Raw genomic sequence first — 18734 nt, 5'->3', positions numbered from 1 at the left:
ATCCGATAGCGCTGAGGGCCGTTGGAGTTTTGCTTGTAGGGCGATGCCTTGTCGGGTTGTAAGGCGATGAAATGCCCGACAACCCTTGTAGTGAAGGGCTTACCTTTGTCTGTTATCCGACGGCTGTTGCGCTCTTTTCCAGCGCCGGGGAGAACTGGATCAACACCACGCCCGCCATCAACAGCACCGCGCCGAGTACCCGAGGCAATGTGAGTTGCTTCTCCAGTAGCCCGAACAAACCGAAGTGATCCAGCACCATCGACGCCAGCACTTGTCCGGCCAACGCCAGCGCGACAAAGCCTGAAGCGCCGAGCTTCGGCACAAGCATCACCGCCAATGCCACAAAACACACCCCGAACGCGCCCCCGGCCCACATCCACAGCGGCGCCTTGCCGATGAACGCCAGCGATGGCAACGGCAAACGCAGCGCGACGATCACCGGCAACAACACCAGAACGCTCACCAGCAGTGACGCCAATGTCGCCCACAAGGGATGTCCAAGCCCCCTGGCCAGATTGGTGTTGATTGCACTTTGAAAAGGCACCACCGCCCCGGCCAATGCCGCGAGCAACAACAGGCCGGCCCACTGCAACGTACTCATGATCGTTCTCCAGCAAAGGTTTTGCTGGACTCTAGGGTATTCGTCGCGCAGATTTAAATTCTGTTTTGTCATCCGGAACATGCATCAGATGAATGATCTGCGGCGCATCGATCTCAACCTGCTGGTGATCCTCGAAGCCTTGCTCAGCGAGCAGCACGTGACCCGCGCCGCCGAGCGTCTGCACTTGAGTCAACCGGCGGTCAGCCATGCGTTGGCCCGCTTGCGCGACTTGCTGGGTGATCCACTGCTGGTGCGTGCCGGTGCGGGGCTGGTGCCGACCGCTCGGGCGCTGGAGCTGGTTGCGCCGCTGGCCGAAGCGCTGGCTCAGGTGCAATCGCTGCTGGCGCCGAACACCTTTGACCCGGCCAGCGCGCGCCGGACCTTTCGGCTTGCGATGTCGGATTACGGCGCGGCGATTATCTTGCCCAGCCTGATTCGCACATTGCGCACGGAAGCCCCGGGCATCGATCTGCAAATCAGCCATGCCAGCCGTGAAGGCATGGTTGAAGGTTTGCTCAACGGCGACATCGACCTCGCGGCCGGTGTGCTCCCGGAATTGCCCGGCGAATTGCACAGCACGCCGCTGTTCGAGGAGCGCTATGTCTGTCTGTTGGACCGCCAGAGCCTTCCTGCCGATGGGCATCTGGACATGGCAACCTACCTCGCACGTCCTCATGTCCTACTGGAAATGCGCGGCAGCGGCACCCCGGAAATCGAACGAACCCTGACCGCCCTGCGCGAACGCCGCCGCGTCGCCATCAGCCTGCCGCACTGGAGCGTTGCACCGCAGTTCATCAGCGGCACGGATCTGATTTTGACTGTGGCCTCGCGGGCGTTGAACGATATTGATGAAGAGGCGCTGATCGTCGTGACACCGCCGTTCGAGATCGCGCCATTCACCTTCGTCTCGGCGTGGCACAAGCGGCGGGGCGGGGATCAGGCGTTGAACTGGTTGAATCGGCGGATCGGGGAGGGGATAGTGCGCGGCTGAAAAATATCAAGGAGCGGGGCGTGACAGTGAAGTCTTGGGTGGTGGGGTATCTGGCGCTTTGCGGGGCGTTGCTGGCAGGGCAGGTGTTGGCTGATTGTGTGCCTGCGCCGGTGGCGGGGGAGCGAGACTTTTCTGTTTGCAAGGAGTGGCCGGCTTATCCTGGTATGACGCTCAAGGCCGTCTCTAAATTTGAGCCGGATCCGGTGTATGGCAAAACCGGTGATGTCGGTAGTTACGATCTTGCTCTCTCTGTTGTTTCGGTCGAGGATTCAGAACCTCTGGCCACCTATTACAAGCTTTCTGCATTCCAGTCCGATGCTTTCGCTCTGGAAAGTGTTGAGTTCGATACCGCGCGCTACAAATTGACCCCTGAAATTCGGGCTTTTGGTGTTCGGGTCGTCTTCAAAGGCTCCTCCCGCGTCAATCCCATGGATGAGACTTCGCTGTCCCTTTACGTGAAAGAAGGCGACACGTTACGCCCAGTGCTGGATCGGCTTGTGGTGTATGGCTACAACGGAGAGTGGGATGGAAATTGTGAGGGCGAGCGTGCCAGTACCCTCCGCACGATCGAGATTGGAAAGACCAGTTCTCATGGTTACGCCGATCTGATTGTCAAATCGGTGACTACGGGAATTGTTGGCAAAGGTGATCCAGACACTTGTGATGAGAAAACCACAACCGCTAAACCTGTACTGACCACCCTTCACTACGACGGAAAATCATACGTCTTGCCTAAAGGTTTCCAGGCCATCGAGTGATACAGATCCAACGCGACTTATTTCAAGGAAGAACAATGCTCACCCCGACCCGACTTTTCATAGCCCTCAGCTTTTTCGCGATCACCGCTCAGGCGCAGCCAGCCTGCGTGACAAAGAATCACGACGACCAATCGCTCTCGCGCTGCAAACCATGGCCGGCGTTCAAGGAGCAAGTGATTGCCCTCAAGTCCACGTATGTACCGGACGCAGGCAGTGACGATGCGGGTGTGTTTGATCTGGATCTGGCGGTGCTGAACAGCACCAACGCCAAGCCGATTGCCACTTACACCAAACCCGGGGCTTACAACACTGATGCCATCCGGTTCGACGACCTGGTGATCGATACGGCCCGTTACAGGCTGGCGCCGGATGTCCGTGCCTTTGGTCTGCGGTCGAAGTTCGAGCACAGTTCAAGTGCCATTCCCTACGAAAAAACCGACCTGACACTTTATGTGCGCGAGGGTAATAAACTGCGCCCGGTTCTGGATGGCCTGGTGGTTTACAAGAATAACGGTGAGTGGCTGGAAAACTGTGTGGGTGAAGGTCAGCAAATTCGCCGAACCGTGGAAATCGGCCCGACCAGCCACAACGGTTATTCCGACCTGATCATTACTTCAAGCGGCACGGCGATGAAAACCGTCAAATCCGGCAAGGAATGCGTTTCCCAGGATTCCCCACTGAAGAAAACCCAAATCACCCTGACCTACGACGGCAAGCAATACACCATCCCTGAAGACTTCAGAGGTTACTGACCCGATGCTCACCGGCCTCAACCACCTGACCCTCGCCGTCACCGACCTGGACCGCAGCCTCGCGTTCTACCGTGACGTCCTGAAGTTGCGAGTCGAGGCCACGTGGGATGCCGGTGCCTATCTGTCACTCCCGGGCCTGTGGCTGTGCCTGTCGCTTGATGCGCAACGCCAATCCGAGCCCGCCGTCGACTACACCCACTACGCCTTCAGCCTCGATGCGGCGGACTTTCCGCTGTTCGTGCAACAGCTTCGCGCCGCGAATGTGCAGGAATGGCGCGACAACCGCAGCGAAGGTGCGTCGTTCTACTTCCTCGACCCAGACGGCCACAAACTTGAAGCCCACGTGGGCGACCTCGCCTCGCGACTGGCCGCGTGTCGGCAAAAGCCCTACGTGGGGATGCGTTTTTTCAACGAGTCGTGAATATTCACAAACCGCTGGGATAGACTGGCGGCCACGTTTTCCGGCGCTTGCAGGTTTTCCATGACTCCATCGTTGCTTATGGCCGTGCTGGCCTCGGGTTTCATCTACGGCATCACACCGGGGCCGGGTGTACTGGCGGTGTTTGGCATCGGCGCCGCGCGGGGCCGGCGGGCCGGGGCGGGGTTCCTGTGCGGGCATTTACTGGGCGATGTGATCTGGTGCAGCACGGCGTTGATCGCGATTGTCGGCGCCCGGGAAATCGGTAGCACCGCGTTCGATGTGCTCGGAGTGCTCAGCGGTCTGTACCTGTTCTGGCTCGGCTGGCGCGCGGTGCGGGCCAAACGCAGCAACGGTGATCAGCCCCAGGGCGCTGCGCGTCAGCCGTTCTGGCACGGCATCCTGTTCGGGTTGACCAACCCCAAGGCCTACCCGGTGGCAGTGGCGACGTTCACCGCGCTGCTGTCGAGCCGCGCCGAACTGCTCAACTGGTCGATGCTGCCGATGCTGATCGCCTTGAGCTTCCTCGGCGGATTGCTCGCCTACGCTATTCTCATTGGCATTGTCGGCGCCCGACAGGTGCGCACGCTGTATCAGCGCCATGAACTGGCCATCACCCGGTTGTGCGGGGTAATGTTTATCGGTTTCGCCATCAACGCCCTGGTGCATGCGTTACCGGGGCTGATGCCGAACAAGGCTTGAAATTGATCGCTGGGATGCGAGGTCGAGGTCAGGGACGGTTGATCAGTGCTGCATTGTCCGGACACCCACGCTGAACCATGGAAAGTCGAAATTCTGCACCGTTGGCGAGTTATATCGATCTGTTGCTGGACGCCGTGTGCGCAGTCGACAAGCAGGGCCGTTTCGTTTTTGTCAGCGCGGCCTGCGAGCGGATTCTCGGCTACACGCCTGACGAACTGATCGGCCAGTCGATGATCGACTATGTCTATCCCGCCGACCGCGAACGCACCTTGTCCGCCGCCAGCGACATCATGGGCGGCGAGCCCAAGCACAATTTCGAGAACCGCTACGTGCGCAAGGACGGCAGCGTCGTGCACATTCTATGGTCGGCGCGCTGGTCTGAAGTCGATCAACTGCGCATTGCCGTGGCTCGGGACATCACCGAGCGCAAACTCGCCGAATCCCGGCAGGCGGCGTTGTATGCGATCTCCGAAGCGGCGCATGCGGCGGAGGATCTGCTGGCGCTGTTCAAGCGCATTCACATGATTATTGGCGAGTGGCTGCCGGCGCTGAATTTCTCCGTGGCGCTGTACGACGAACACTGCGCACAGCTGAATTTCCCCTACCACGTCGACGATGACGAGTTGCAACCGGAGCAACCCGGCACCGTGACCGGCCGGCTGTGCGCCGAAGTGATCCGCAGCGGCCAACCGATCCTGCTGACTCCGGATTGCCCGCACGCACCACCGGGTTTCGAAGCTCTGGTGGCGGGGCAGCAATCGCCGTGCTGGCTCGGCGTGCCACTAAGCTCGAAGAATGGCACCATTGGCGCGTTGATCGTCAAAAGCCTGGCCGGCGGCGAGCGCTACACTGAGCGCGACAAGGAACTGCTGCAATATGTCTGTGCCCAGGTCGCCACGGCCATCGAGCGCCAGCAATTGCACGCCCGTCTGCGGCGCATGGCGCAATACGATCAGTTGACCCAGTTGCCCAACCGCGAATTGCTGCGTGATCGGCTCAAGGCTGCGCTTGCTGGTGCGCGGGAGCAGTCGGGGTTCATGGCGCTGCTGTATGTCGATCTGGATCGCTTCAAACAGGTCAATGACACCTACGGTCACGGCGTTGGCGACATGCTCCTGCAAACTGTGGCCAATCGGCTCAAGGGCTGCGTGCGCGAGACCGACACAGTGGCGCGGATTGGCGGCGATGAGTTTGTGGTGCTACTGCATAGCGTCCATGCCTCCGACGATGCCGACGGCGTCGCGGAAAAAATCCGACAAGTGTTGGTGCAACCGATGCGTCTGGACGGGCACAACCTGCACATCGAACCGAGCATCGGCGTCGCCCGCTATCCCGAGCATGGCAGCGAAGAACAGCAACTGTTCCGCCACGCTGACCAGGCCATGTATGCCGCCAAACGGCAGAATCACCGGGCACGGGATATCTGACTGCCATCATCCGTTCGTCGCGGCAACGGCAACTTTTCTAAACCTTTGGCGGCTGGTGAATTCACAATCCAGGTGGGCATCTGCTCGCTACGATCAAATACCAAGAGGTAGAGAATCATGCCTAATTCAAGAAACTCGAACTCGGGAAACTTCGCCAACGATAAGACGAAGGCCTCTGAAGCCGGTCGCAAGGGTGGGAAAACCACCACCACGACGGTCGATAAAGAGCCTGCGAAAACAGACATGGGCCGCAAGCCTGCTCAGAAATCGAAGTAGTCGGCGAGGGTTGTTTTGATTGAGAGGCGGGGGCGAAAGCTCCCGTTTGAATTTCGAGAGAAGGAGGGCGCGACCATGAACCGCATGGCCACCCGAGTACGCAACGCAAGTTTTGTCACCCTGCTGGGGCTGTGCGCCGGCAGTGCTTTCGCCCAGTCGCCCGCCGACTTCATCAACGATGCATCGGCCAAAGGCATGGCCGACATCGAGGCCAGTCGTCTGGCGCATCAGAAGTCCGAGTCCAAGGAGGTCAAGGACTACACCATCGTGGTCATCAACGACCGCACGACCGCCAACCAGCACCTGGCGAAAATCGCCAAGAAGCTGGATCTGCCTGTCGCCCCCCGTGAAGAAGTCGCGGACAAGGCCAAGGCGTTGATGCCGGAAGTGAAGGATGGCGCAACCTTCGATCAGGCCTACGCCGCCAGTCAGGTCAAAGCCACCGAGGAAGCCATCCAGCAGATCCAGCAGGAAGCGCAGACCACCGACGTGCCAGAGATCAAAGCCTTCGCCGACGAGACCCTGCCGAAACTGCAAAACCATCTGCAAATGGCCCGGGCGCTGCAAGCCAGCCGCTGATAACGGGTCAAACAAAAACGGCGCTCAACGCGCCGTTTTTTGTTTTGCTCAGCAATCATTCAAATCCTGTTTCGGCTGGCTCTTGTGGCCGAGCCCCTCAAGATTGAACACCTCGCCTTCACCCATGGCGCGGTAGTGTCGGCGCAGGGCCTCCAGTTGTTTTAGGTCCAGCGACTCCAGCCCAAGCATCGCGTTCTGCGCCTCCTTGTTCACCCGCAGCAACTCATCGAGTTTCAAATGCAGGATGTCAGTGTCACGGTTCTGGGTGTTCTGGATCAGGAACACCATCAGGAACGTGATGATCGTGGTCGAGGTATTGATGATCAGTTGCCAGGTGTCGTTGAAATGAAAAAACGGCCCGCTCAACCCCCACAACCCAATCAGAATCAAAGCCCCCATGAACGTCTTGGGGCTGCCGGCCCAGAGTGCGAGCGTCTGGGAAATCTTTGCGAATTTCATGGCTGTGTTCCTTGTTGGAGGGAGCTTGAAATTCAGACAGCGGGGCGGGTGTGAAAATTCTACTGACACCCCGTTGTTCCTCACGACAGTTGGCTACTACGACTGACAAAGAAACCGGCTCAAGTGGCCGGTTTCTTTTGCGACTTAGTTCGTCACCTCTATGTTTGCAGCCCACCTGAAATAACCCACGGCCTCACATTGCTGATTGACCAGCATGAAGTTCGTTTCGAGTCTGGCCATACCTGATGCCCTGGTCGTACACGCCCAGAAGTGATCGTGGGCCTTCTGGCTAGCGGGTTCGGTCGGAGCGTCGGGGTTGGGAGCGGGAATGGTGAGGTTCGGGTGAACTTCCAGATGAAGCCCTGAAAGAACGGTGCTGGTATCAATTTTCATGTCGTAGACCACAACGCTGTGCTCGGCGATGAGGCTGACGGTTCTCCCGCGCAAATGAACAATACGACCAATGTCGATGGGTAAAGTGATGTTGCTGTCACTTTTGGCTTTTTTTTGAGAGTTATCATCTGTAGCAAAAAAGACGAACCCATCACTGATGCTCGTGGGTGAACTGGCATCCAGACTGGGGGCCGGATAGCGCGAGCGTATTGATTCGGCATCGACAATCAACAGAATGTCGTGCGCGTTTTCGGTGATGGATGACGGTGAGGGGATCGGTTCGGAGGTCATCATGGATTCCTTTCATGATGTTGGCGCAGGACGCCAACCGCCTCGGCCGGCCGTGCATCCTGGTATGGCCGAGGCGGTAGCGAATCCGTCGAGCCCCTTGTCGCCAAGGGGCCCAAAGCAACGTCAGTTGTGAATGGAAATGAACGGATCCCACGAGCAGCAGCCGATGATCTGGCAGTTGCGGTCAACGATCAGGAAGTGGAAGTGATAGGTCACGCGACCGCACGACAGGGTCTCCGACGACCAGTAGTGGTTATCGACTTTCTGGCAGCTGGGGACCGATGGATTGCTGGTGTTTGGTACCGCAACGCAGGCCGTAGCCTTGCGCGGCGAGGGCGGGGAGATCAGGTCGGCGCCCTGGTTGCCGATGAATTTGTAGAAGATCACGGCGGTTTCGAAGCTTTGCGACAGGCTGGTTTCACGCCAGCGAATCAAATCGCCGACCTGTGCCTTCAGGTCCAGTTCACCACCGGCCTGGCCGCTGACCACGTTGTCCTGGTTGGTGACCATGTACACATGATGCCAGTCGATCAGCGTCGGATTTTTCGGATCTTTGCTGATGCCAGGATACTTTTTCAGAATGGTTTCGGTGTCGATCGTGACCAGCACATCCGTGACTCGAGACATGGTAAAGCTCCTTGTTCATAGTGATTGCCTGATATTGGTTTCAGGCACGACAACGTTGCTTGCCATTCGGCCGTTGCGAGCACACTACTGCCGGAACCCATCGGTCACGAGAGATGAGCGGACCTGCTCCCTGCAGGACTACTGATAGATCGGGTTCCTTCCGATTGCCGCAAACTGACTATAGGCAGGTATTGCAGGCTGTCAAAATTGCGTTTAATCCGTTCGACGGACGGTCAGTTGAGTGATAAGCCCCAGCGATTTGGCGATAAGCATCGAAACGCCGGACATGGTTTGCAATCTGTCGGTCTGGAGCTGAGTGCGGCCTAGCCTGTATCGTAACGAACCGCTGGAATGCCCCCCGACAGGAGAACGCAATGACCTGGTCCGCCAAGCAATACGTCGCTTTTGAAGATGAACGCACCCGCCCGGCCCGTGACTTGCTGGCAGCGATTCCCACGCCCGAGGCCCGTTCCGTGGTCGATATTGGTTGTGGCCCCGGCAACTCGACCGAGCTTCTGGTGGATCGTTTTCCGGGGGCGAAAGTGCAGGGGCTCGACAGCTCGGCGGACATGATCGATGCCGCGCGCAAGCGTCTGCCGCAGTTGCAGTTCGAAGTGGCGGACATTGATAAATGGGCCGATGAAGGGCCGTTCGATGTGATCTTCGCCAACGCGGTGTTGCAGTGGGTGCCGGATCACGGGACGTTGCTGCCGGCGTTGGCAGGCAAGTTGGCGCAGGGTGGCAGTCTGGCGATCCAGATGCCGGACAACCTCAATGAGCCGTCTCACCGGTTGATGCGCGAAGTCGCCGCCAACGGGCCTTGGGCCCGCAAACTGGCGGGTGCGGCTGGGCAGCGGACCGAGATGGCGGATGCCAGTGCCTATTTCTCAATGTTGCGCCCGCATTGCACACGGGTCGATGTGTGGCGCACCACGTATCACCATCAATTGGCGGGCGGGGCTTCAGGCGTCGTTGAATGGTTCAAGGGCAGCGGTTTGATTCCGTTCCTCAGTCCGCTGACGGAAACGGAGCGGGCGGAATATCTGGCGCAATATCTGGCGGAGGTTGCGAAGGCTTATCCGGCGCTGGCGGATGGTTCGGTGTTGTTGCCGTTCCCTCGGTTGTTCATTGTCGCCACTCGCTGATACGAAAAGGGCCGATTTGATCGGCCCTTTCTTTTGCGGTCAGCGCTGTACGGCGACCAGCATCATCATCGGCCGCTCGCGTTCTTCGGCGAGGGCCGGTTGTGCGGCCACTTCAGCATCGCTCGGGCCCCACTCATTGACGTGTTGAATCGTAAACCCGGCGTCGATCAACGTGTTGAGCAGCGTGCCGACCGTACGATGCTGCTTGATCACACCTTCAGCGAGCCAGTTGGTCACTCGTTCGCCTTCCATCTGATAGCTGTCCAGCGGCCAGCGCTTATTGCCTTCGCTGTCGATCAGCCATCCCGGATTACGCGGCGCCATGAAGATCGGGTGCTCGATGGAGAACACGAAATGCGCACCGGGTTTAAGCGCGTCATGCAGCTTGGCAAACAGCCCCGAGAGATCCTTGATGTAATGCAGGGCCAGTGAGCTGTAGGCCAGATCGAAAGTGCAGGTAGGCAAATCGAGCTGTTCCAGGTCGGCACGTTCGTAGCGAATGTTCGCGGCTGAGGTGGTTTCCTTCGCCCGTTCGAGCATTTTCTCCGAGACATCCAGCCCCAGTACTTCGGCCGCGCCTTGTTCGCTTGCCCAGCGGCAGAGCCAGCCGTAGCCGCAACCCAAGTCCACCACCTGCAAACCGTGCAGGGAGGGCAACAAGGCTTTCAGCGCGGGCCATTCCGGCGCGGCATCGAGGCCGCCGATGGAGCGGTTCATCTGGCTGTAGCCCTGAAAAAATTCGGGATCGTCGTAGATGTTCTGGGTCATGGGTTTGCTGCTCTTTTAAATTTGATTTGAGTGGCTTGGGAGCCACGGTTTTGAATCCCTCGAAAGGTGATGGCGCGTATTCGTCGATGGCCGCGCAGGGGGAGGGTGGTGTGCGATGGGGAAATGCTAGCGGGTCGTGGCGAGGGTGAGAACCGTACGAGTGTTGGGGATCTGTAATCGCGGTTTTTCGTAAAAGCAAGAAACCGGTCTTCAAGACCGGCTTTCAGTAATCAGTTCAACCCTGCTGCAACACCTTAAGCGCCGCTGAAGCCAAGAACCCGGAGCGGCTTTTTTCCTCCGGATGGTGCAACACGTATTCATCGATACGGTTGAGTAGATAGCCCGGCAAAGTGATGTTGAGTTTCTGAGCTTTGCCCAGGTATTTGGTTACATCGATGTCCACCAACGCCCACGTGCAGCCAGCGTATTTTGGATTGGCGGCATGCAGCGTGACCTTGTTGGCGGGCGGGATGGGCGAGCCGTCTTCGGCCAGAATCTCGAAATGGCCTTCAATGGCTTCGCGGGCCATCGCCATCGCGTCATCCAGATCATCTCCAGCGGAGAAACAGCCCGGAATATCCGGCACCTCCACTCCCCAGGCATGTCCTTCATCACCCACTGAAATCGCAATTGGGTAAAGCATGTGTGTTGTCCTCCGCAGCGCAATCGACTTGACGGGTCAAAGCAGCGCCTGCTGCAAAATACTGATGGCCGTTTTCTTGAGCAGATCCTTCTTCGGGTGAGGCACTGTGACCAAACCAGGTTTGGTCGGATGCTTGAAGTGATGATGACTGCCCCTGACCCGCACCAGATACCAACCGTCTGCGACGAGTTGGCCAATTAGAAAACGGCTGTTCACAACACCTCCTTGTGGTGTGCTTGGTGGGTACTATACCCGCGATTTTTTCTCGATCAACACTATAACCACCGAGCGGTCATCGTCCTGTGATGGGGCTGGTGTTCACGAAGGAGTCTAGGCGGGGATACTTCAGCAGGATTGGGAGTGTATTGCGGGCCGTTTCCATGAAATCCAATGGGTTGGCGTTGAGGCTGAACAGGCGTGGGGCCCTGGCCAAAGTAAATTTTTGAGGCAGGTAGTGGTTCTAACTCCAATATTTTGGGGCTTATCCCGATTTGGGCGCGATAACCCACAGTTAAATGGAGTTAAGCAGTCGAAGTAATGTCCGCCCTCGGCGTATTGGGGGGATTCGCTCCAAATCCCAGACACAAAAAAACCGGCCATCAAGGCCGGTTTTTTCTGTTTGCGTATCCCCCGTCAAACCACGACGCAGGACATAAATTCAATTGGAGCGGGTGAAGGGAATCGAACCCTCGTTATCAGCTTGGGAAGCTGGAGTAATGCCATTATACGACACCCGCTCAGAGCGGCTGACTTTGTACCAGACTCGGCCACTGATTTGAAGTTTTCTTTGCGTGTGGCGAGCGGAAAAGCCTGAATCAGAGCCAAATCGGTCAATCGCGGGCAAGCGCTACGGGCTGGAGGACGGCTAAAACTCAGACCCGCAGGCTTGCTCGCGATGACACTGTTTCAAATGGCCAATGCATGGTGATCCTGGACTAACTGGTAACGCGTTCGGCTGGCCTGTTGCGCCGGTTTCAGGAAACCGAGCAGGGCGTTCTGGCTGTCCCGGCAGGCCGACTTGTGTTCCATGTCGAGGAAGTGACCGGTGGCCTGCAGGGTGGTGAAGGTGCTTTGCGCCACGTGGTTGCCGAACAGGCGGGCATCTTCAGCGGCGGTGTATTCGTCCCATTCGCCGTTCATGAACAGCACCGGTACGTTGATTTTCTTCGCCGCGTTCAGATAGCACTGACGGTCACTGTGCAGCACGTTGCTGATGTGAAAGTGCATCTGCCCGTATTCGTGTTCGGCGAGGCTGCTGACGTGGCGATAATTGAAGCGCTTGAACAGCGACGGCAGGTGTTTGCCGATGGTGTTGTTGACCAGATGCCCGACCCGGTCGCCGTCGCGTTTGCCGAGGCATTCGACGCCGCGCTCGAGGTAATCGAGCATGTGCGCGTTGACCACCGGAGAGAACGAGCTGATCACGGCTTTTTCGATGCGCCGGGGTTGATGGGCGAGGGCGACCATGGTCGCGGCGCCACCCCAGGAGAACGACAGCACGTGTTCGGCCGCGAAGTGGTCGATCAGCTCCAGCAGGATCAGACCTTCGACTTCTTTCGTCAGATGTTTCTCGTGACGGTTGTGGACTTTCGACTTGCCCGCGTAGGGCTGGTCGTAGCAGACCACGTTGAATTGCGGGTGCAGATTTTTCACGGTTTGTGCAAACGACGCAGTCGTGGCCATCGAGCCGTTGACCAGGATGATGGTCTTTTCTGCGGCGTCTGCGCGATAGAACTCCGTGTAAACCCGATACTGACCCTGTATATCCAGCACAGCGATTTCTGGCCTCATGTCATAAGACTCCTGGCAAGCAAGCGGGTATGCGCGCAAATAGAGATTGCACGAGCTTTGTGACAGGTAGGCATACGCCTGGAATTTTGGAGCCCATGTCGATCCGTTACGGCAGGTCGACGGGTATTGTTATTGGCGGGCAATTTGCCGGCTGAGGCGGAGCCCTGAGGGCTCTCTACCGGCAAAAGGTTTCTTAGAAGTTATGTGTGACTCATCGGTCACAATTTGGCCGACGTCCTGATTCAAGCAGGGGGATCCGGATCGCGCAAGTGCCGTTGGTAAATTGTTCGACAACTTCTGCTGAGCGGTCGGCTGCTTAGAACAAATGAATCTCTTCGGTGCGCAAGGCGCGGTACTCGCCCGGTTTTAGCGCGTGATCCAGCGGCAGCGGGCCCATGGATTCACGGTGCAGGCGCAGCACTTTGTTGTTGAAGTGGCCGAACATGCGCTTCACCTGATGGTAACGACCCTCGACGATACTCAGCCGCGCCGTTCGTGGGCCAAGCACTTCCAACTGCGCCGGTTGGGTGGTCAGGTCCTCGAAGGCGAAGTAGATCCCCTCTGCAAACTTGATCGCATATTCCGGGCCGATGTCCTGTTCGGTCTCGACGTAATAGACCTTCGGCAGTTTGGTTTGCGGCTGGGTCAGGCGCCGGGACCAAGTGCCATCGTTGGTGATCAGCATCAGGCCGGTGGTGTTGAAGTCCAGGCGCCCGGCGATGTGCAGGTCGTCCTTGTCCGGCTCATGGATCAGATCGAGCACGGTCGGATGCTCGGGATCGCGGGTGGCGCTGACACAGCCCTGAGGTTTGTAGAGCATGAAATAGCGCGCCGGTTTGCCGCTTTGCAGCACTTCGTCGTCGACTTCGACACGACTGAATTCCAGGACTTCGCAGTGGGGATCGCTGACGACTTTTCCGTCAACGCGCACGCGCTTTTCCACCAGCAACAGGCGAACCTGCTTGCGGTTGTAGCGGGGCAGGTTACTGAGGAAACGGTCGACGCGCATGATCAGGAATCGGCAGGTAGCGGGGCGCGCATCTTACGGGATCGACGGCGTGGCCGCTTGCAGTTGCGCCTCGACCTGGGCGCAACGCGGGCACAGGCAGGATTGGTCGCGCAGTTCCGGCGGCAGGGCTTCGAGTACCGCCGGGTCGATGCTCACGCCGTAGCACCAGCAGGCACGGTCGGCGGTGCGCGGGTCGGCCAGGGTGCAGTCGTTGCGGGCACCGCAGGCCGGGCAGAGGTCAGGTTTGTTCAGAGTTTCAGGCATAGGTCGATTGATGCATTTCCACGCAGGTGCGGTTGCGGCCGGTTTGTTTGGCCCGGTACATCGCATGATCGGCCCGGGACAGCAGGCTGTGCAAGGTGTCATCACGTTGCAGTGTGGTGGCGCCGATGCTGACCGTCAGATTCAGGGTGTGACCGTTGTAGGCATATTCATGCTGTTCGACGTGCTGGCGGATCTTCTCGGCAATTTTCTGACCGGTCTCACCGTCGGTGTCCTTCAGCAGAACGATGAATTCCTCACCGCCCCAACGGCAGACGATGTCGGAATGGCGCAGGCAGCTTTGCAGGTCCCGGGCAAAACCGATCAAAACCTGATCGCCGGCCATGTGCCCGTAGGTGTCGTTCAATACCTTGAAGTGATCGAGGTCCAGCAGCAGCGCAGTCAGCGGTTTCGGTTCGCGATGGGCTTCCTGCAAGGCCTGCGCGGCGAGCAGGTCGAATCCGCGCCGGTTGGGCAGTTCGGTGAGGCTGTCGAGGGTGGCCTGGGCCTGGATTTTTTCCTGATAGCGTCGGATCAACCGGTTGACCAGCGCCAGCACGATCAACGTCACCAATAGGCAGATCAGCAGGTTGAGGTACAGCGACTGGCGGATTTCGCTCAGCGCACCGTCCTCACGTTTGTCGACAAACAGGTACCAGTTCAGCTCCGGAATAAACCGCACGTTGAGGAAATGTCCCTGGCCGTGGGCGGAATATTCATAGCTGCCGCTGTGGGGTTTAGGCAACTGGGTGACCAGACTTTTCATGCTGTCGAGGTCCGTCAGGCTTTTCCCGACCCGCGCACCTTCCGGCCCGCCCTCGGCGCCGGTCAAGACCAGTCGGCCGAAGGTGTCGACAAAGTACACGCTGCGTTGGTAACGCTGCTGATACTTGTCGATCAGCTTGATCACCGCGTCCACCGTTAGCCCGACGCCGGCGGCGCCGATGAAGCGGTCGTTGTAATCGAAGACCTTGTAGTTGATGAAGAAGGTCATGTTGTCTTTGTTGGCCAGGTCCGGGTCGACGTTGATCTCGTACGGATCCTTCATGTCGCGCACGCGGAAGTACCAGGCGTCGCGCGGCTCGTCGATTTTCACCTGCTTGAGCACACCCTTGGCGTGGTAGTAGGTGTGGGTGCTGTTGGAAACGAAGAACGCGGTATAGGCGCCGTAATGGGTCATGACCTCGTCGAGATAACGGGTCATCTGATCACTGTCTTTCTCGCCGTTCACCACCCAGTCGCGCATGAAGGTGTCACGGGACATCATCGAGGAAATCAGGATCGGTCTGACGAGGTCTTTCTGGATTTCCGAATACACCGTGTCGGACGTCAGCGGCAGTTCGGTGTTGACGATGTTGTCGCGGATCGATGCCCGCGAGGCGTAGTAGCTGAGCAGCGAAGTGGCGAGAAAACCTGCGCCGAGGAGGGCGACCAGAGTCAATACCAGCGAACGTTGAGAGTAAAACGCAGATCTGAGCGGCATTGGCAATTCCGTCGACGGTGGCCCGATGGCAGCATTCTAGTGGCAGTGACGGGGAAAAGGTTGCGGCATATTTGCCTGAAATGAGCAGCCTGTTGCGCCGCTGATCCGACGGGCGCTGGAAGTTGGCACTCGGTAACGGTTTACCAGTCAAAACTCTTGTCAGCCGGTCTGTGCCGACTGCTGTCGCAGGTCTTTCAGGAGGCCGTCATGCGTATTTCAAAATTGCTGCGTCGGGTGCTGCTGGGAGCAGTGCTCGGTCTTGGGCTGTCCGGTTGTTACTACTACGGTGGCGGCTACGACGTTTACTCCCCGCCTTACTACTATCCCGGCTACTACTCGCCCTATTACTACGGTGGTTATTACGGCCCGCGCTACTACGGTGGCGGCCGCTATTACTATGGTGGCTATGGCTATCGCGGCGGTTACGGACGGGGTTATCACGGCGGTGGATACCATGGCGGTCACCACTAATCAGCGGCTGAATGGCGGCGTTTGCGGATGAACAAGATTTCATGAATCACTTGTTTCAAGTTGTTACTGAAACGCACCAGATTCAGAAAACGCTGTCAGACATTTCGTCAGTCGCCGAATAAAAGACTGACGCCTGCCAGCGTCGCTGGTGTGGCTACCCGCGGTCCAGGAGGCCGCCATGTATCGCCGAATTCTTCTGCTTGCCGTGATGCTTTTTTCGATTGGCGGTTGCGTCCCTTATTCCTACGGAGACAGCTATTACAGGTCAGAGGTCTACAGCTCTCAGTCTCCTTCGTACTACAACAGCGGTGGCACTTATTACAGCGGCGGCAGCACCTACTATTCGGCCCCGCGTTACTACCAGCCAGCGCCACGCTATTACCATCCGGCTCCACGCTACTATTCGGCGCCTCGTTACTATCAACCGGCCCCGCGTTACTACGAGAGCCGCCGCTGGCATGGCGATGATCGCGGACGCTGGGATGGCCACCGTCGCGGTGGTTGGGACGACCACCGCGGTCGTGGCGACTATGACCGCCATAGCGGACGCGGCGATCACTGGCGCGGCAACCGCTGGTAACTACCCGCAAAAAAGCGGCGCATTGAGCGCCGCTTTTTTTGCCTGTTTTTCGGCAATAACGTGTATCGAACCATCTCCTAGGAGGTTCTCGGAACCCTCCTACAGTTTTATTTCTGAACATTTGTTAGCGTTTGTATGCACATATTGATGTTGAAAAACTTCAATTTCAGTGAGGTGTATAAGCGCGGGATATTGCTCAGATATGAATCTTCTTATCATTCATCAGAATTTTCCCGGTCAATTTCGTCATGTGGCGTTGGAAGCATTGCGCAGGCGTCTGGGAGTCATTGCAGTTGGACGTGATACAGCACCAGGTGTTGCCGGTGTAAGGTTGTATCGATATAGGCCGTCAAGAAAGAAATTTAACGGCGTTCATTGCTATTTACATAAGTATGAAGAAGCTGTTTCCGATGGGCAGAAAGTTAAAAGAATATTGTTGGGGCTTAATCGGGCAGGTTTTCAGCCTGATGTAATACTCGCACATCCAGGGTGGGGCGAAACGCTATTCGTCAAGGATGTGTACCCCGATGTGCCTCTAGTTCATTTCTGTGAGTACTATTACCGAGCGCATGGGGCAGACTCTGGTTTCGATCCTGAATTTCCCTGTGCGATGGACGCGTCTTCAAGACTTAGAGTTTTGAACTCGCTGCATCTTCTGAGTATTGAACAATGTGATGTCGGGATTGCGCCTACACAATGGCAGCGCAGTCTTTTTCCACAAGCGTACCAATCTAAGATTCGTGTCATTCACGAAGGTGTTGTCCAAGTTGTCGAGTTGGAAAAGGTCGAGTCTGTAACGTTGCCAAACGGGTGCGTGATAAAAGCAGGTCAGCCTGTCGTGACTTATGTCGCCAGAAATCTTGAACCGTATCGTGGGTTTCATAGTTTTATGAGAGCCATTCCCTGTATTCAGGAAAAGTGCCCGAGTGCGCAGATCATTGTAGTGGGCGGGGATGATGTCAGTTATGGACGGATGCCCGTTGGATACCCGAACTGGCGGAGCAAGATGCTCGCGGAAGTGGATGTTGATATTTCTAGCGTTCACTTTGTAGGGAGGTTGCCTTATCAAACCTATAGATCGGTTCTTGTTCTTTCAAAGGCTCACGTGTATTTGACATATCCGTTTGTACTGTCGTGGTCTCTATTGGAGGCAATGGCGTCTGGCTGTGTTGTCGTCGGCTCAGATACCGCTCCCGTACGGGAAGTTATCGAGAGTGAAGTCAACGGAATACTTGTGGACTTTTTTGATGCTGAAAAAATCGCCACGGCAGTGTGTAGGGTTTTAACGTCTTTCGGTGGCTTTGAGTCTATGAAGGACGCGGCGAGGTTGAAGGCAAGCGAATTCGATGTGGTTAAAGGAGTAAGCGGCTACTTCGAAGTGTTCAAGGAGTTGATGAGGTGAGTTGTCTCGAGTGATGTGATTGGTCATTTTAAAATGGAGATTTGAAATGCTGAAGATGTCTCGCAGGGAAGTTTTTCGTCAGTGCAGACGGGCGGTTAAATATGGTGTGTTGCTAGCGATCTGTTATTGGATGGTTGATTTCTATATCCGGTGGGAAGAGGCAGCAGAAAAGCGGGCGATTTATCAGAAAAAACAGGGGGAGTGCAGCAGGAAACTGGCGGGTATGGAGCAGGTCCCTATCCTTGGCGGCAGTCTGCTGGACCGGACAAGGATTCCCGGGTTCCATTTTGGGTCGACAGTAAGGAGCGACGGTTCCTGTATTGCCGATCTTCTTGATGGGTCATTCTGGTGGACGGGAAAAGAACTGTTTCCTGTGTATGAAACTCTTGGGGTAGAACCACCCAGCAGCTGGACGCATTACCACGTTACCGCCAGGCTTTTCACAAGAAGGGATACCACGGCACCGCACAACATGGGCGGGCGGCATGTGAATTGGCCGGATGAACTGATTGTTAAGCTGAAAAATTATCCAGGCCTGGAACTTTGGCTTACCGCGCCTCCACCCAGTATCAAAAATGAATTCTCTGTTCGAATTTTTGTTATGCAGGACTGGCGCCGGCGTGATGGAACACCACGGAAGATAAATTGTATTGGTTTAAATTCGCCCGAATCTAAAGCTTCTGCCAGTGGTTTGAGTAAAGCATATCTTTTGAAAATGAATAAGGAGCAGTTGGAGAATTTGGAGTTTGGGAGTTTACGTACGTATTGTACGGTCGAGTTGCACCATTTCGACTTTGCAGGTGGGGATGCTCGTATACATTTGGGTACCGAGGGCTTGCGGGGTGCTCCAGAAGCGCTTAAGGCTGTCAGCGACTATCTTTCACATTCAATTATTACAGGGAAGTGA

The 18734-nt window shown here is 57.0% G+C and carries 24 protein-coding genes and 1 tRNA gene; 13 read left to right on the top strand and 12 right to left on the bottom strand.

The window, feature by feature from the left end; all coding sequences use genetic code 11:
• Positions 1–112: 112 nt before the first annotated feature.
• The gene (locus JJN09_RS00750) at positions 113–601 is read right to left on the bottom strand and encodes a DMT family transporter (protein WP_249485036.1); all 489 of its coding nucleotides are present in this window, start codon (positions 599–601) and stop codon (positions 113–115) included.
• 79 nt (positions 602–680) lie between these two features.
• On the opposite strand from JJN09_RS00750, the gene JJN09_RS00745 reads away from it, so the two are divergent.
• From JJN09_RS00745 to JJN09_RS00710, 8 genes are all read left to right on the top strand, one after another.
• A complete protein-coding gene (locus JJN09_RS00745) occupies positions 681–1592 on the top strand; it encodes a LysR family transcriptional regulator (protein ID WP_249485035.1) in 912 nt (303 codons plus the stop codon).
• A 20-nt stretch (positions 1593–1612) separates the two neighbouring features.
• Positions 1613–2350: a hypothetical protein gene (locus JJN09_RS00740; protein WP_249485034.1), complete on the top strand. Its 738-nt coding sequence runs from the start codon at positions 1613–1615 to the stop codon at positions 2348–2350.
• Between the two features lie 35 nt (positions 2351–2385).
• The gene (locus JJN09_RS00735) at positions 2386–3102 is read left to right on the top strand and encodes a hypothetical protein (RefSeq protein ID WP_249485033.1); all 717 of its coding nucleotides are present in this window, start codon (positions 2386–2388) and stop codon (positions 3100–3102) included.
• Between the two features lie 4 nt (positions 3103–3106).
• A complete protein-coding gene (gene fos / locus JJN09_RS00730) occupies positions 3107–3523 on the top strand; it encodes a fosfomycin resistance glutathione transferase (protein WP_249485032.1) in 417 nt (138 codons plus the stop codon).
• Between the two features lie 60 nt (positions 3524–3583).
• Positions 3584–4222, top strand: a complete 639-nt coding sequence (locus tag JJN09_RS00725) for a LysE family translocator (protein WP_249485031.1) — start codon at positions 3584–3586, stop codon at positions 4220–4222.
• A gap of 77 nt (positions 4223–4299) precedes the next feature.
• A complete protein-coding gene (locus JJN09_RS00720) occupies positions 4300–5649 on the top strand; it encodes a bifunctional diguanylate cyclase/phosphodiesterase (protein ID WP_249485030.1) in 1350 nt (449 codons plus the stop codon).
• Positions 5650–5766: 117 nt separating this feature from the next.
• Entirely contained in the window at positions 5767–5925 is a 159-nt protein-coding gene (locus JJN09_RS00715; protein WP_249485029.1) for a KGG domain-containing protein, read from the top strand.
• Positions 5926–6000: 75 nt separating this feature from the next.
• A complete protein-coding gene (locus tag JJN09_RS00710) occupies positions 6001–6504 on the top strand; it encodes a DUF4142 domain-containing protein (RefSeq protein ID WP_249485028.1) in 504 nt (167 codons plus the stop codon).
• A gap of 48 nt (positions 6505–6552) precedes the next feature.
• On the opposite strand, the gene JJN09_RS00705 is transcribed toward JJN09_RS00710, so the two are convergent.
• From JJN09_RS00705 to JJN09_RS00695, 3 genes are all read right to left on the bottom strand, one after another.
• Complete coding sequence (locus tag JJN09_RS00705; RefSeq protein WP_249485027.1) at positions 6553–6963, bottom strand: low affinity iron permease family protein; 411 nt, start codon at positions 6961–6963, stop codon at positions 6553–6555.
• Positions 6964–7107: 144 nt separating this feature from the next.
• A complete protein-coding gene (locus JJN09_RS00700) occupies positions 7108–7647 on the bottom strand; it encodes an AidA/PixA family protein (RefSeq protein WP_249485026.1) in 540 nt (179 codons plus the stop codon).
• 123 nt (positions 7648–7770) lie between these two features.
• The gene (locus tag JJN09_RS00695; protein ID WP_007957947.1) at positions 7771–8274 is read right to left on the bottom strand and encodes an inclusion body family protein; all 504 of its coding nucleotides are present in this window, start codon (positions 8272–8274) and stop codon (positions 7771–7773) included.
• 374 nt (positions 8275–8648) lie between these two features.
• On the opposite strand from JJN09_RS00695, the gene tam reads away from it, so the two are divergent.
• The gene (gene tam / locus JJN09_RS00690) at positions 8649–9419 is read left to right on the top strand and encodes a trans-aconitate 2-methyltransferase (protein WP_249485025.1); all 771 of its coding nucleotides are present in this window, start codon (positions 8649–8651) and stop codon (positions 9417–9419) included.
• Between the two features lie 39 nt (positions 9420–9458).
• Here the strand turns inward: tam and JJN09_RS00685 are convergent, their stop codons facing one another.
• From JJN09_RS00685 to JJN09_RS00650, 8 genes are all read right to left on the bottom strand, one after another.
• The gene (locus JJN09_RS00685) at positions 9459–10187 is read right to left on the bottom strand and encodes a bifunctional 2-polyprenyl-6-hydroxyphenol methylase/3-demethylubiquinol 3-O-methyltransferase UbiG (RefSeq protein ID WP_249485024.1); all 729 of its coding nucleotides are present in this window, start codon (positions 10185–10187) and stop codon (positions 9459–9461) included.
• Positions 10188–10422: 235 nt separating this feature from the next.
• Complete coding sequence (locus JJN09_RS00680) at positions 10423–10830, bottom strand: type II toxin-antitoxin system HicB family antitoxin (protein ID WP_085710213.1); 408 nt, start codon at positions 10828–10830, stop codon at positions 10423–10425.
• 36 nt (positions 10831–10866) lie between these two features.
• Positions 10867–11046 carry a type II toxin-antitoxin system HicA family toxin gene (locus JJN09_RS00675; protein WP_007957952.1) on the bottom strand — a complete coding sequence of 60 codons (180 nt, stop codon included), beginning with the start codon at positions 11044–11046 and terminating at the stop codon, positions 10867–10869.
• Between the two features lie 447 nt (positions 11047–11493).
• Positions 11494–11567 (bottom strand) — tRNA-Gly (locus JJN09_RS00670).
• Between the two features lie 169 nt (positions 11568–11736).
• Positions 11737–12621, bottom strand: a complete 885-nt coding sequence (locus JJN09_RS00665) for an alpha/beta fold hydrolase (protein WP_249485023.1) — start codon at positions 12619–12621, stop codon at positions 11737–11739.
• A 316-nt stretch (positions 12622–12937) separates the two neighbouring features.
• Positions 12938–13630, bottom strand: a complete 693-nt coding sequence (locus JJN09_RS00660) for a pseudouridine synthase (protein ID WP_249485022.1) — start codon at positions 13628–13630, stop codon at positions 12938–12940.
• Between the two features lie 33 nt (positions 13631–13663).
• Positions 13664–13882, bottom strand: a complete 219-nt coding sequence (locus JJN09_RS00655) for a cysteine-rich CWC family protein (RefSeq protein ID WP_302852072.1) — start codon at positions 13880–13882, stop codon at positions 13664–13666.
• Between the two features lie 4 nt (positions 13883–13886).
• On the bottom strand, positions 13887–15374 hold the full coding sequence (locus JJN09_RS00650; RefSeq protein ID WP_249485020.1) for a sensor domain-containing diguanylate cyclase: 1488 nt from the start codon (positions 15372–15374) through the stop codon (positions 13887–13889).
• 207 nt (positions 15375–15581) lie between these two features.
• On the opposite strand from JJN09_RS00650, the gene JJN09_RS00645 reads away from it, so the two are divergent.
• The 4 genes from JJN09_RS00645 (at position 15582) to JJN09_RS00630 (ending at position 18734) form a co-directional block, all read left to right on the top strand.
• Entirely contained in the window at positions 15582–15845 is a 264-nt protein-coding gene (locus JJN09_RS00645; protein ID WP_249485019.1) for a hypothetical protein, read from the top strand.
• 178 nt (positions 15846–16023) lie between these two features.
• Complete coding sequence (locus JJN09_RS00640; protein WP_249485018.1) at positions 16024–16425, top strand: hypothetical protein; 402 nt, start codon at positions 16024–16026, stop codon at positions 16423–16425.
• Positions 16426–16627: 202 nt separating this feature from the next.
• On the top strand, positions 16628–17827 hold the full coding sequence (locus JJN09_RS00635; RefSeq protein ID WP_249485017.1) for a glycosyltransferase family 4 protein: 1200 nt from the start codon (positions 16628–16630) through the stop codon (positions 17825–17827).
• Positions 17828–17873: 46 nt separating this feature from the next.
• On the top strand, positions 17874–18734 hold the full coding sequence (locus tag JJN09_RS00630; protein ID WP_249485016.1) for a hypothetical protein: 861 nt from the start codon (positions 17874–17876) through the stop codon (positions 18732–18734).

The sequence above is a fragment of the Pseudomonas sp. HS6 genome (genome assembly GCF_023375815.1).
GTDB lineage: Bacteria > Pseudomonadota > Gammaproteobacteria > Pseudomonadales > Pseudomonadaceae > Aquipseudomonas.
Note: the sequence above shows the minus strand (reverse complement) of the source record. Positions and strands in the feature narration are given on the sequence as shown.

What these genes read in the sequence shown, in the direction of transcription:
- JJN09_RS00645 (WP_249485019.1), top strand. Translation starts at nt 15,582, where the DNA reads ATGCGTATTTCAAAATTGCTGCGTCGGGTGCTGCTGGGAGCAGTGCTC.
- JJN09_RS00695 (WP_007957947.1), bottom strand. Translation starts at nt 8,274, where the DNA reads ATGTCTCGAGTCACGGATGTGCTGGTCACGATCGACACCGAAACCATT.
- JJN09_RS00735 (WP_249485033.1), top strand. Translation starts at nt 2,386, where the DNA reads ATGCTCACCCCGACCCGACTTTTCATAGCCCTCAGCTTTTTCGCGATC.
- JJN09_RS00630 (WP_249485016.1), top strand. Translation starts at nt 17,874, where the DNA reads ATGCTGAAGATGTCTCGCAGGGAAGTTTTTCGTCAGTGCAGACGGGCG.
- JJN09_RS00720 (WP_249485030.1), top strand. Translation starts at nt 4,300, where the DNA reads ATGGAAAGTCGAAATTCTGCACCGTTGGCGAGTTATATCGATCTGTTG.
- JJN09_RS00635 (WP_249485017.1), top strand. Translation starts at nt 16,628, where the DNA reads ATGAATCTTCTTATCATTCATCAGAATTTTCCCGGTCAATTTCGTCAT.
- JJN09_RS00715 (WP_249485029.1), top strand. Translation starts at nt 5,767, where the DNA reads ATGCCTAATTCAAGAAACTCGAACTCGGGAAACTTCGCCAACGATAAG.
- JJN09_RS00665 (WP_249485023.1), bottom strand. Translation starts at nt 12,621, where the DNA reads ATGAGGCCAGAAATCGCTGTGCTGGATATACAGGGTCAGTATCGGGTT.
- JJN09_RS00680 (WP_085710213.1), bottom strand. Translation starts at nt 10,830, where the DNA reads ATGCTTTACCCAATTGCGATTTCAGTGGGTGATGAAGGACATGCCTGG.
- JJN09_RS00650 (WP_249485020.1), bottom strand. Translation starts at nt 15,374, where the DNA reads ATGCCGCTCAGATCTGCGTTTTACTCTCAACGTTCGCTGGTATTGACT.
- JJN09_RS00660 (WP_249485022.1), bottom strand. Translation starts at nt 13,630, where the DNA reads ATGCGCGTCGACCGTTTCCTCAGTAACCTGCCCCGCTACAACCGCAAG.
- JJN09_RS00640 (WP_249485018.1), top strand. Translation starts at nt 16,024, where the DNA reads ATGTATCGCCGAATTCTTCTGCTTGCCGTGATGCTTTTTTCGATTGGC.
- JJN09_RS00700 (WP_249485026.1), bottom strand. Translation starts at nt 7,647, where the DNA reads ATGACCTCCGAACCGATCCCCTCACCGTCATCCATCACCGAAAACGCG.
- JJN09_RS00710 (WP_249485028.1), top strand. Translation starts at nt 6,001, where the DNA reads ATGAACCGCATGGCCACCCGAGTACGCAACGCAAGTTTTGTCACCCTG.
- JJN09_RS00745 (WP_249485035.1), top strand. Translation starts at nt 681, where the DNA reads ATGCATCAGATGAATGATCTGCGGCGCATCGATCTCAACCTGCTGGTG.
- JJN09_RS00685 (WP_249485024.1), bottom strand. Translation starts at nt 10,187, where the DNA reads ATGACCCAGAACATCTACGACGATCCCGAATTTTTTCAGGGCTACAGC.
- tam (WP_249485025.1), top strand. Translation starts at nt 8,649, where the DNA reads ATGACCTGGTCCGCCAAGCAATACGTCGCTTTTGAAGATGAACGCACC.
- fos (WP_249485032.1), top strand. Translation starts at nt 3,107, where the DNA reads ATGCTCACCGGCCTCAACCACCTGACCCTCGCCGTCACCGACCTGGAC.
- JJN09_RS00725 (WP_249485031.1), top strand. Translation starts at nt 3,584, where the DNA reads ATGACTCCATCGTTGCTTATGGCCGTGCTGGCCTCGGGTTTCATCTAC.
- JJN09_RS00750 (WP_249485036.1), bottom strand. Translation starts at nt 601, where the DNA reads ATGAGTACGTTGCAGTGGGCCGGCCTGTTGTTGCTCGCGGCATTGGCC.
- JJN09_RS00705 (WP_249485027.1), bottom strand. Translation starts at nt 6,963, where the DNA reads ATGAAATTCGCAAAGATTTCCCAGACGCTCGCACTCTGGGCCGGCAGC.